Genomic DNA, 12,219 nt, shown 5'->3' on the forward strand with positions numbered 1-12,219 from the left:
TCAACTCTGCCTACATAACTCACACGGCCAGGGGGGTCGTGGCGACAGCAGTAGTGGCGGCGGCTGCGGTGTCACGCTCGCGGCGGACCACAGCGGCCGAACGCTTTATGCGGAGGTCATTACAAACCAGTGCCATGGCAGTGAACGGATCGAGCGTCGACACCGTCGAGACGGCGGTTGCGGCGGCCGCGGTGGCTGGTTCTCCCGTCCGTCGGGCGGTCAGTGCTGGCGCGTCGGGCGATGGGGTCGGGTGGACCGAACGCCGGGAGAGGAACCTCGGTGGTCCGACTCGGGCACCGGAGAGACAGGACGGGACGACGTGGACGGCGAACCGATCGGGATGGGATCGCGGCGGAACACACCACTGCGTGCAGGATCGGCCGCCTGCCCGTCACGGAGACGGGAGACGCAGCTAATGGTTCGAGCAGTTATCGCGGACGATTCGGCGGTGATGCGCGAGACGCTCGGAAAGATCCTCGAAGACGGCGGCATCGACGTGGTCGCCCGGGCCAAAGACGGCACCGAGGCGGTCGAGTTCATCGAGCGTCACGATCCCGACGTGGCGACGATCGACATCCAGATGCCGGGATTGACGGGTCACGAGGTCATCGAACGGGTGATGGCCGAGCATCCGATTCCGATGCTGGTCATCAGTTCCCAGACGACGCACAACGCGGATGCGACGTTCGACGCGCTGGAGGCTGGGGCGGTCGATTTCCTGGCGAAGCCGTCGGGAGACGGCTCGGTCAATATCTGGTCCCAGCAGGAGACGATCGTCGATCGGGTCAGGGCGGTCGCGCAGGCGGATGTGGCGGGGATGGAGACGGACCGATCCAGCTGCGAGCGGTCCGACCCCCAGCCGATCGCTGTCAACGCCGAGTTCCCCTGCGATCCGACGCTCGTCATCGGTGCATCGACCGGCGGTCCGCGGGTCGTCGAACGAGTGCTGTCCGAGCTGCCACCGCGGGCAGGGTTGCGGGTACTGGTGGTCCAACACATGGCAGATCATTACACAGAGCGGTTCGCAAAACGGCTCAACGACCGAACGGCGTACGACTTTCGAGAGGCGCGAGACGGCGATACCGTCGGCCCCGGTGAGGGCGTCCTGGCGAAGGGGGGCTCGCACCTTCGGGTGACCGACGCGACCGGCGGGACGCTTTCCGTTTCTCACGGCGACGGCCCCAAACGACATAACGTCAGGCCGGCGATCGATGTAACGATGGAAACCGCAGCCGAAACGGTCACCGGCAATCTCGCCGGTGTCGTTCTCACCGGGATGGGTGCCGACGGCGCAGCCGGACTCGCGGCGATCACGGACGCCGGCGGGAAGGCGATCGTCCAGGACGAGGACACGTCCCGCGTCTACGGCATGCCGAAGGTCGCCGCCGAACGGGTCGATGTCGATATGGTCCTTCCGAAGGACCGGATCGCCGAAGGAATCACGAACGCCTTCCGGGGGTGGTCCGCATGAGCGACGCGACCAGCACCTTCGTCCAGGAGAGCCAGGAAGACATCCAGAAGTTGAACAACGCCCTGCTCGATCTGGAGGACGACCCCGAGAGTTCGGACGCCATCGAGACCGTGTTCCGGGTCGCCCACAACCTCAAGGGCAACTTCGGCGTGATGGGCTATACGACGGCGAGCAACCTCGCCCACGCGATCGAGGACTTGCTCGACTGCATCCGCGACGGCGAACTCGCGGTCACGGCCGAGCGCATGGACCTCATCTTCAGCGGCGTCGACCACCTGGCTCGGATGGTCGAGGAAATCTCTGACACGGGCGAGACGAACACCGATCCGGCGGAGACGATCGAGGCGATTCGAGCGTCGATCGACGAGGAGGCGGCTGCTGGAGCCGACGGCGACGAGACTGGCGCTACTGACGGGACGGCAGCAAACGCAGCTACCGTCGACAGCGACCGCGACGTCCCGCTCGCCGAACTCGCCGACGACATCGATCTCGCCGAACTCGAGGCCGAGACGAGCGTCTACCGGGCCGCACTCGAGGTCGCCGACACCGGCTCGCCCCAGGTCGACGCGATGTTCGTCATCGACTCGGCGAACGACGAGTTCGAGTTGCTTCGGACGGTCCCCTCGAACGCGGCGATCGAGGACGGCGAGTTCGACGCCGCCTTCGACGCCTACGTCGCGACGACCGATTCGGACGTGGACCGCGACAGTGTCGCGTCGTTCTTCGAGGACGACCGGTACGTCGAGGGCGTCTCCGTCGCCGAAGTGACTGACGAAATCGTCGCCGACGAGCGAGACGACGGCAACAGCGACGGCGACGGCGGGGTCGAGGATGGTGCGACCGATGAGATCACCGATGCCGACGCCGACACCGACGAGTCGATCGACGGTGATTCGGACTCGACGAGCGAATCGAGCGTCACCCACAGCAGCAAGGAAGTCGAATCCATTCGGGTCGACGTCGAACAGGTCGATCAGCTCTACAACCAGGTCGAGGAGATGGTCACGAGTCGGATCAAGCTCCGCAAGATCATCGAAGGTAGCGACCTCGTCGAGGCCGAAGACGAACTCGAGGAGCACGGCAAGATCACGGCGAGCCTGCAGGATACCGTCCTCGAAATTCGGCTGGTGCCGCTGAAGAAGATCGTCGGCAACTTCCCGCGGGTCGTTCGCGACCTCGCGCGCGAGCAGGACAAGGAGATCGACTTCCGAATGGAGGGCGTCGATATCGAGATGGACCGCTCGATCCTGAACGAACTGAGCGATCCGCTGATGCACCTCATCCGGAACGCCGTCGACCACGGGATCGAGTCGCCCGAAGAGCGCGAACGCAAGGGCAAGCCCCGCGAGGGGACGATCACGCTCACGGGCGAACGCGAGCGCGACCGCGTCTCCGTGACGGTCGAAGACGACGGCGGCGGCCTCAACGTGGAGAAAATCCGCTCCAAGGCGGTCGAGAAGGGGATCATGAGTGAGGACGAGGTTGCGCTTCTGGATGACTCCGAGGTCTACGACCTCATCTTCCACCCCGGCTTCTCGACGACCGACGAGGTCACGGAAGTCAGCGGCCGCGGCGTCGGGATGGACGTGGTCAATCAGGTCGTCCGCGGCGTCGACGGCTCGATCAACGTCGAGAGCGAACCCGACGAGGGGACCGCTATCACGCTTATGCTGCCAGTCAGCGTCGCCATCGTCCGCGTCCTGTTCGTGACCGCCGGCGACGAAACCTACGGCGTTCCGATCAAGAACATCGATGAAATCTCCGAGTTCGAGGACGTGACGCTCGAATCGGTCGAGGGCCGACAGACCGTCACGCACGACAACAAGGTCTATCCGCTGCTCTCGCTCGGCGACCGCCTCGACGTTCCGGATACCGAACCCGACGGAGACGACATGGTCGTCCGCATCAAAGAAGACGTTAGACAGGTTTGCATCCGCTGCTCGGACGTTATCGGCCAGGAGGAGGTCGTCATCAAGCCCTTCGAGGGCGTCCTGAGCGGCGCGCCCGGGATCAGCGGGGCATCCGTCCTCGGCGAGGGCGAAGTCGTGATGATCCTCGACGTAGACACGCTGTGATCACCTCCCGGTACGGAGTCACATCGGATCAGCACAACGACCACTCCGTCCACAACCACCACAACACGGAGGACACAAGAAATGCCTGACAACACGCGGATCGATCGATCGTCCGGAACCCGCGAGCCGGACGAAACCGGTTCCATCCCCGTCGGGCTCGCCGAGTTCGCACTCACGACCGACGGCGTGACGCTGAAGACGAGCGGACTCGGCTCCTGTATCGGCGTCGCGATCCACGACGAAACCGCCGGCGTGAGCGGACTCTTGCACTTCATGCTCCCGGCCGCCGCCGACGCGAACGGCACCCACCCCGACGCGAAGTTCGCCGATACGGGCATCGAATCGATGCTCGACGCGTTCCGCGAGCACGGCGGCCACCCCGCGCGCTCGTGGGCCAAAGTCGCCGGCGGCGCGACGATGCTCGAGTTCAACCGGCTCACGCCCGTCGGCGAACGAAACGTCGCGGCCGTCCGGCGCGAACTCGAAGCCGCGAACGTCCGCATTCGAGCGACGGACTTCGGCGGCTACCACGGCCGCTCGCTCGCGTTCGACCCGTCGACGGAGACGCTGACGGTGACGAGCGGGGACGGCGTCGTTCGACGCCTCTGAGCGCCCACCCGTCGCCGGGCGGGCCGCCAGAATTTATTTATTGGACACGTTCCTGATTCCCGACAATGCGAATTTCATCGGGCGTACCGGGATTCGACGAACTGGTCAACGGCGGCATCTTGAAGGACCGCCTGTACGTCATCAGCGGCCCGCCCGGCAGCGGCAAGACGACGTTCTGCTCGCAGTTCGTCACGAAAGGAGCCATCGACGGCGAAACCACGCTGTTTCTGACGCTTCACGAATCCCAAACCGAACTCGTCAACGACATGGCGAACTACGAGTTCGGCTTCGACAAGGCGGTCAGTTCCGGCCACGTGAAAGTGCTCAACGTCTTCGATACGGAAGCGCAACGACTCTTCTCTTCGTCGTCTCGAGGATCGGGCGAGTTCCCTTCAAACGTCGAGAACCTCTCGAATCAACTCGTCGCGTTCGTCGAATCGCGCGATGTCGATCGGCTGGTGATCGACTCGACGATGTTGCTCGAGTACTACTTCTCGGACGACCTCAACGCGCTGATCAAGTTCCTGACGAAGTTAAAGCGCGCCGACGCGACGGTCGTCCTCATCTCGGAGATGACCGATCCCTCCTCGTACTCGGACGGCCACTATCTGGCCCACGGCGTCGTCTTCATGCACAACTATCTCGAAGCCGGCGGGATGACCCGCGGCGTCCAGATCATCAAAATGCGCGGCACCCGGATCGACTGTGACATTCGACAGGCCGAGTTCACGAACCGCGGCCTACGAGTCGATCCGAACACGAACATCCAGACCTGACCCCGATGTACGACGACACATTCGGCACCGACTGGGAGTCCATCGACGACCGCGAAGAGGTCGTCGAACGCGCGTACGCACTCGGCGTCGCGACGCGACTGGGCGAGACGTATCCGGAGGAACTCGACCGCTTGACCGAACAGGTGGGAACGACCTACGACCAGAGTTTCGTCGACCTCGCCTACCAGAAGGGCCGCGACGAGGCGGCCGGTCGGGCGAGTGAGTCGCCGGGTGCAGTCTGGGAAGAACTCGTCGAGGGTCAGACGATCATCGACGCCGAGGAGACGGACGACCCCGAGGACACGCTGCCGGATGCGATCCGCGGTATCGATATCGATACGCCCCCGGCGGACAGCACCGAAACGCTTCGCAAACCGGCGTTTCTCGAGCGCCAGCGGGCGGACCAGTCCAGCGCTCCCGACGGAAAGCCGAGCCTGTTCGGCGACGGTCGATCGATCTTCGGGCGTTCGATGGCCAAAATCCGACGATCACAGGGAAACGCCGGCGAGCAGGACGACGGCGAATCCGGAGGCGAAGGCGAAGTGGGCGAGCGAGACGAAGAGGGAGACGGCCAGCAGTCAGCACAGTCACCACCGAACGCCACGGACACCGAGAGCGAGACGCGCGGCAGTAACAGCGATCGCAACGGCCGATCGCAGTCGTCGACGAACGCTTCCGACGACGGTTCTGATCGAACGAACTGATCGGCGAACCGGCGAATAGAACGAACCGGATTTGACGATCGAACACCGAATGGGTGTGCGGAAAACCCACGCGCAGATCGACGAGTACCAGTTTCCCAACTATGTTTTCAATCAGAAAGGTATCGCGACCGCCCTACACGTCGAACTGCGTCCGCGATACCTCGCCCGGGTTTTGCTACCGGATAGCGCGCCGAAACGTCGGCTAAGCGCCGGTGAATGCCGGTTGTTTGAACGCGTTCCAACACGGATGCCGGTTTGTAACCGCATGTTTGTACCCGCATGCGTGAGTGAACTCGCTCCAGTCATTCCGCGACCGAAATCCACTCACTGGACGATAGCAGTTCCGAGTGCGCGGATAAGGATGAATCGATCGGTAGTGGCACAACCGGCCGCAGTTGTATCGTATCTGAAACAGGTTCCCGAATGCGTAATGGAGGTGATGCGTGGTCGCGGATGCCCTAGAACGCTCGCAGTTCCTCGAGCACCGCTTCGGCGCTGCCGTCGTCGATGACCTCGCGAGCCCGGTCGAGTCCCGCATCGAGGCTGTCAACGTCACGGCGAGCGTACATCCGGACCGCACCGTTGAGCGCAATCGCGTCGGCGAACTCGTCGCTGCGGTCGCCGGCGAGGACTGCGTCGGTAATCGCAGCCGAGTCTCCTGCAACGTCGTCGACGGCGAGATCCTCGGCTTCCATCGCCATGCCGTACTCGGCGGTCTCGATTTCGTCGTCGGCTAACTCCTCGCCCTCGTCCCACTCGGCCACCTTCGTGTAGCCGGGGCGGATGTCGTCGTACCCTTCCATCCCCTGGAAGAAGATGGCCCGCGAATAGTCGAGTTCAGCACTCTCTTTCAGGAGATCGGTCATCTTCTTCGCGAACGCGAGGTGGTAGAACGAGCCGAGGTGGACGTCGGCGTTCGCCGGATTCGCGACGGTTTCGACGGTGTTGACGAACGTGCGGACGCCCATCTGGTCGCGCCGGTCGTGCAGGTCGTGGATGCCCGGATTGAACTCGGGCTGGTAGTAGAAGCCGAAGCCGGTTTCGTCGACCATGTCGGCGCTTTCATCGGGTGCGAGTTCGGTTCGGATACCGAGTTCGTCGAGGACGTGTTTGTAGGCGGGTTCTTTCTGCGTCGGGACGCGGTCGCCGGAGTGGACGACGACGGGCGTGCCCGCGGCGGCGGCGACGACGCCGGCACCGACGCCGAGGATGGCAGAGGTGTGCTTGCCGTCGTAGTTCGCGCCGCAGTCGACCGGATCGGCGTCCGGTTCGGCGGTGATCACCGACTCCTCGCGCATGACGTCGGTGTAGGCCGCCAGCTCCTCGGGGTTGTTTCGCTTCCAGCGGTTTGCGAGCCAGAACGCGCCGAGGGTCGTCTCGTCTGGTTCGCCCGCGAGGATGCGCTGGAGCGCCTCGCGCGCCTGTTCGCGGGTCATGTCGTCGGCCGACTTGTGTCCCGATCCGACAACCTCCGTCATCAGCCGTTTGAGCGACCACTCGCCGAACTCCTGGGTTGCCTGCGCCATGATCCGTTGTTCGGACGGACGGCGCAAAAGCCTCCCGCTTCTGGGCCCGTTTGCCGACACGTTCGCCGTTTTACGCGTTCTCTGAGGAACGCTGTTGTGGTCACCCACCGTTTCCGCTCGCTGTTCTCTTCGGAGCGAAGTGGCGTGAACGCCGTTCACGATACCGGCCGCTGAATCAGCGACCCTGCCGAGACCAGGCGGAAACGATCAGTGACCCGCCGGTGATGAAGAGGCTGAGTCGTCCCAGTAGGATGCCCTCCGATAACCCCCAGTTGGAGGTGCTCCTGGTCCCGTAATACACGTCTCCATCGTGTGCGATCGGATCGCTCCGTTCGAACTCGGGGATCCGTTGGTCGGTGAGGGTAATTGACCCGGTTTCGATCGCCCTGCGGACGTTCGAAGTCGTTTCGTTACTCGGAACCGCTATGTGATCGAGCGCTTCCATCGTCGTCGCGTTCTCGTGTCCCAACACCGTCACGTTGTCCCAGTACTCCGTCGTCGGGATGTAGAACTCGTTGTTGATCGTCACAAGTTTGTATCGTTTCCACGCGTCGGTGTACGGATTCCACTGATCCAACTCACTCCCGTACAGGGTTTGAACCGATCCGTTGTATTCGACCGCCCCCTCTGAAGCGATTTGCCGTTCGAGCGCACAGGCCTGCTCGGTTCCGCAGCGAAGCGTTTGTTCGGAGAACTCGACGACACGTTCCGCATCGCTTTCATTTTCGATCGCTTCGACAGTGTAGGTGATTTCAGTCCCACTTCCGGTTAGATCGTCCGATGCGAAGTAGACTGGATTCAGCAGCAACCCGATCCCGACGACGAGCAGAACGGCGGGTTTGGTGAGCGTGGAGAGCATACAAAACACGTCAAAATAACATGTAATAAAATAATCGTCTTCGATTCCGAGAACGAAACGAGTTCGCTGACTCGTCGTGGTCGGACCGACGACACGGTTACCCGCCGATCAGGCTCTCAGCCGCGTAGGCACCGCCCGGCCACGCTGAACTCGCACTCGCCGAACGCGTAGAGGGTTCCGTGATTTACGGTGAGAAAGTCGATACATGTATAATTTTCTACCTGTGGACGGGTTGCATCTACCAGTAATTGGTAACACGGGTTCTTCATTCAGAACTACGACTGAAACGGAATCGGACGGTCGTGATCGTACCGAAACCCTGCGGAAAATCCCTCCGCGAGAAAGAACGTTCGAGACACTTGGACAGCTAACAAGTCGCATTAACTACCAGATAGGGGCTAGGACTGGTATCGTTTGAAACAGTTGCATCGCTACAAAGTACCGTTAATTGCTAGATAGGATTATAACTGGTATTTCTACGGACGTGTTGTTATGTGGAACCGTCGATCCGTACTGGCGACTGGTGCAGCGCTGTCGATCGGAACCGGACTCACTTCGGTGGGGGCCGGAGCCACCGAGGCTGATGCCGACGAACTCCCGGATCCGGATCGCGATCCGGGACCGAACGAGGACTGGCCGTCACACCGAGGCGACCCCGGTCACGCTAGATACATCGCGGACGGCCACGAGTTCAGCGGCGGTGAACTCGAGGCCGCGTGGTCCGTCGAGGGTGCGGGCGGGAGTACCATCGCTGTCGCCGACGAGACGGTCTATACGTCGACCGACGGCGGCGTCGTCGCTCTCGATGCGACGGATGGCACCGTCGTCTGGGAGAATACGGATATCGACGCGGGAACGCCGTCGGTCGCCGGCGAGACCGTCTATCTCAGTGGGAACGAGGTCGTCGCGCTCGACCGGGCCAACGGGAGCGTTCGCTGGGAAACCGAGTTCGATCCCGAGGAGGAGATCGTCTGGCAGACGGTCGCTTACGGCGGCGTGTACGCCGTCGCCGACGGTACGCTATACGCGCTCGAGGCCGACGACGGCTCGGTTCGGTGGAAGAAAGAATCGGTCGGCAGCGACGACGAGTACAAATTCTTTACGGCGCCCGCCGCGGCAAACGGCGTGATCTACAGCGTCACAGGCGCCGGTCTGATCGCTCTCGATCCCGAGACCGGTGCCGAAGTCTGGCAAAAGGGAACTATCGCCTCCCAGCCCGATGCCGTCTACGCGACGTCGGAAGCGGTCGCTTACGCCGCCGATGGCTCCCCGGAGTGGCCGTTGCGTGATGCCCAAACAGGCGAGTTTGTAGCCGTAGGTTACGGGTTCCGCGAAATAGCATTCGGCGAGGAAATCCACGTCGGCGGCGGCAGCGACCAGGACTACTCCGGCAGTTCGATCCGCGGTGACGAATACAGTTGGAGTCTCGACGTTATGTACACCTACGGGCAAGCCGTCATCAGCGGCGAAACCGTGTTCACGTATCTCACTCGGGACGGAGGGGGCCCAAATCCCGAGTGGCGGGACTACGACGAGAACCTCGTCGCCCTGAACAAGTACGACGGGTCCGTGAAGTGGGTGCTCTCGAAGGACGATGCGCCGGTTGGGCGGATTCGTGCGATCAGCGGCGAGACGATCTACGTCGACCACGACGGCGAACTCGTGGCGCTTCGCGACGAAAGCGGCGGGGACGACCAGCCCGACGAGAGCGAGGAGAACGACGACACGGACGGCGGAAACGACGAGGGTGACGGATCCGATGACAGTGACGAAAACGACGACGCGGACGGCGGAAACGGCGAGCAGGATGGATCCGACGGGAGTGGCGGAAACAACGAGACGGACGGAGGAAACGGCGAGGGAGACGGATCCGACGGAGGAGACGATCACCAAGACGGCGATGACGACAGCGACACGGTGGGAGACGACGGCGACGGCGACGACGGAGCGTCTGCCGACGGCAATGATAGCGATGCCGGAACCGGAAACGGCGGCATGGAGGACACTGGAAACGAGTCGAACGCTGAAAACGAGACGGACACCGGGAACGACACTGACGACACCGTGCCCGGCTTCACGACCGGTGCCGGCCTTCTCGGCGGAGCGTTCGGCCTCGAGTGGCTGCGCCGGAAGGCCGGCGTCGACGACTCGACCAGCGTGAACGACCAATCTGAGTAAGGAGACCTCAGGTTGGGCAAGAGGGTGTCATAGAACTCTTCTCACATCGTGATGATCGTGCTTCCCAGATTGTCTCCGTGTTCGTAGTTTGTGATAGCGACGACGAGGCGAAAGCACAGGGCAAGAAGACGCTCCGTGAGGCAGGGTTATCACGCTATGGGACGGATCTGTGTCACCTTATTCTCGTCTATTAAGGTATTCTTCGAGATTATTGATGATTTCTTCGTCATCAAACCGGAGATCGTTTCGATCGAATCGAATACTCGGTAAAAGACCTGATCGATGTAATATTACATCGTTCTTCGATACTGTAACATATTTCATCTGTGACTTTGGTATAAATTGGTGCCAGGTTACCAATTTTCCACTTCCACTCCGACGCTGCTCTAACCCAGCCGGAGTAAGCTTATAGGCTCTATCAGACAGCACTGTGTTTGTTGTACTAGATACTGTGACGACGACAACGAGAGCAGTTAACACAGTCAGATGTGGAGGAATCCAAAATGAAAGTAGTCCAACTGGGACCAATCCAGTGACCATGGTGAATATCTGCACTTTTATTCTGTGAGCCCGCGGCCACCTGGAAGTCCATTCTATCAGGACATTCTCGGATGCGATAGCGGAAGATGCAACCCGATTACGAGCCGCTCGTATGGCAATCTCACCTGCCACAGCTGCGACAATCCCGAGTAGGAACCCAGTCGCACCGACGAGACTTGACACGGGGATGGAAGCCGGGTCAATGAGATAGAAAGCGACCACCTCGAGGACACTAAAATGGTAAGCCATCATTGGAACGAGTCCGAGAAGCGGGAAGAGCCAGGCTACCCAACCTGAGTTCAGCCAAGAGGCTATTTGTCCGTTGTCGGTTGTTAGGAATGCCGTCCCGGAACCGATAGTAATACCGAGCGTTCCTAGAACGGCGAATGCAAGCACTTTGCTGCGCAAGCCCAAATACTCCACAGTGAACAGAGTAAGCGTCGGCGCAATCAGCGCGGCTACGTAGCTGCCGACGAGCACGCCGAATCGAGGACCCAATCCATCCGGTGAAACTACCGAGTTTTCGGTATTATATTTCATATTTGATTTTGATGTGGGGCGTATAAAGTATTTAGGTACGCTGAAAACTGAGTGTTGACCTCAGCGTGAAGGAGGAGTTGAAGCGGTTTCTGACGAGTGCTGTTACTGAAGACTCGCCGGCCCAAGGTCGCGGGCTGGCTGTCAGCCCGCGACCGGAGCGTACGCGTCGGGACGCCGATACGTTCGTCTCGATCTTCCACCGCCGCTCTGCCTCTGCTTCTAGTTCGTGGCGAATCCAGCCACAGAACGTCTGGAATGTGAACTGCTCGGGCAGGTCGCGCCCGCCCTGTCGCGGTCGGACGACGGCTGTATACGGATGCTGAACACATCCAGACGCAGACTTTCTCGTGATCAACTCGTCGATACGATTCAGCTGATTACGTCGGTTGGGAAGTACCAGTCTTAGCAGCCACAATACTGTGAAGATACGCTATTTTGCCCCTCATCAATTTCAATGCCACATCCCTCATTAGTAATAGCGGAGGCTGTCATAGAATGGCCCGCGTACCGATTGTGTTGATCCCAGCGAACGTTACATACAGGTGGTTTACTCCTCATCCTGAGAATCAACGTATCGGAGAACAAGCCAAAGAGGGATTATACTTGCAAGTATGAGAAATAGGATGCCAGCCACCCCGTTTACATTAGAAACGTATTCATATACACCCCCCATAACGCCTCTAGTGGCTATTAGCAGAACTACAAGAAGGGCGAAGACGAAAATAAAGCCGAGTCCCGTTCTTGTGTGCGGATTACCTGTATCCATATTGTAGATATTTAACCTATTTCCCAATAGTTCTTTTCTTGTTCAGTTTGCAGACCTACATATCGGCTGATTCACCGACGTAATGGGTGAAACCAATTCTTGGGAAGAGTTCTATGACACCTTTAGAGTGGCAGGGAAGATGTCAGGCTAATATCGATATAGGCCGCAGTCACCG

Annotated in this window: 11 protein-coding genes and 1 pseudogene; 7 read left to right on the forward strand and 5 right to left on the reverse strand. The window is 60.7% G+C overall.

The genetic code is table 11. From position 1 onward, the window contains the following. Positions 1-134 precede the first annotated feature (134 nt). The 6 genes from C484_RS13620 (at position 135) to C484_RS13645 (ending at position 5,635) form a co-directional block, all read left to right on the forward strand. Complete coding sequence (locus C484_RS13620) at positions 135-416, forward strand: hypothetical protein (protein WP_006826490.1); 282 nt, start codon at positions 135-137, stop codon at positions 414-416. After that, positions 416-1,471 carry a chemotaxis-specific protein-glutamate methyltransferase CheB gene (gene cheB, locus C484_RS13625; protein ID WP_006826491.1) on the forward strand — a complete coding sequence of 352 codons (1,056 nt, stop codon included), beginning with the start codon at positions 416-418 and terminating at the stop codon, positions 1,469-1,471. The genes C484_RS13620 and cheB overlap by 1 nt, the downstream gene beginning before the upstream one ends. Continuing rightward, positions 1,459-3,546, forward strand: coding sequence for a chemotaxis protein CheA (gene cheA / locus C484_RS13630; RefSeq protein ID WP_049915460.1), 2,088 nt, complete (start codon positions 1,459-1,461; stop codon positions 3,544-3,546). Before cheB ends, cheA begins: the two co-directional genes overlap by 13 nt. An 81-nt stretch (positions 3,547-3,627) precedes the next feature. Continuing rightward, a complete protein-coding gene (locus C484_RS13635; RefSeq protein ID WP_006826493.1) occupies positions 3,628-4,155 on the forward strand; it encodes a chemotaxis protein CheD in 528 nt (175 codons plus the stop codon). 65 nt (positions 4,156-4,220) lie between these two features. After that, positions 4,221-4,931, forward strand: a complete 711-nt coding sequence (locus tag C484_RS13640; RefSeq protein WP_006826494.1) for an RAD55 family ATPase — start codon at positions 4,221-4,223, stop codon at positions 4,929-4,931. Between the two features lie 5 nt (positions 4,932-4,936). After that, the gene (locus tag C484_RS13645; protein ID WP_006826495.1) at positions 4,937-5,635 is read left to right on the forward strand and encodes a hypothetical protein; all 699 of its coding nucleotides are present in this window, start codon (positions 4,937-4,939) and stop codon (positions 5,633-5,635) included. A 458-nt stretch (positions 5,636-6,093) separates the two neighbouring features. On the opposite strand, the gene C484_RS13650 is transcribed toward C484_RS13645, so the two are convergent. Beyond that, positions 6,094-7,161, reverse strand: coding sequence for an anthranilate phosphoribosyltransferase (locus C484_RS13650; RefSeq protein ID WP_006826496.1), 1,068 nt, complete (start codon positions 7,159-7,161; stop codon positions 6,094-6,096). Positions 7,162-7,336: 175 nt separating this feature from the next. Then, a complete protein-coding gene (locus C484_RS13655; protein ID WP_006826497.1) occupies positions 7,337-8,020 on the reverse strand; it encodes a hypothetical protein in 684 nt (227 codons plus the stop codon). A 492-nt stretch (positions 8,021-8,512) separates the two neighbouring features. On the opposite strand from C484_RS13655, the gene C484_RS13660 reads away from it, so the two are divergent. After that, the gene (locus C484_RS13660; RefSeq protein ID WP_006826498.1) at positions 8,513-10,198 is read left to right on the forward strand and encodes a PQQ-binding-like beta-propeller repeat protein; all 1,686 of its coding nucleotides are present in this window, start codon (positions 8,513-8,515) and stop codon (positions 10,196-10,198) included. 177 nt (positions 10,199-10,375) lie between these two features. On the opposite strand, the gene C484_RS23070 is transcribed toward C484_RS13660, so the two are convergent. From C484_RS23070 to C484_RS23080, 3 genes and pseudogenes are all read right to left on the reverse strand, one after another. Continuing rightward, on the reverse strand, positions 10,376-11,278 hold the full coding sequence (locus tag C484_RS23070) for a hypothetical protein (RefSeq protein WP_152422714.1): 903 nt from the start codon (positions 11,276-11,278) through the stop codon (positions 10,376-10,378). Positions 11,279-11,429: 151 nt separating this feature from the next. Continuing rightward, a pseudogene (locus C484_RS23075) lies at positions 11,430-11,591 on the reverse strand (ISH3 family transposase); the annotation flags it as partial. 234 nt (positions 11,592-11,825) lie between these two features. Continuing rightward, entirely contained in the window at positions 11,826-12,044 is a 219-nt protein-coding gene (locus tag C484_RS23080) for a hypothetical protein (RefSeq protein ID WP_152422715.1), read from the reverse strand. Between the last annotated feature and the right edge of the window lie 175 nt (positions 12,045-12,219).

This window comes from Natrialba taiwanensis DSM 12281 (genome assembly GCF_000337595.1).
GTDB lineage: Archaea > Halobacteriota > Halobacteria > Halobacteriales > Natrialbaceae > Natrialba > Natrialba taiwanensis.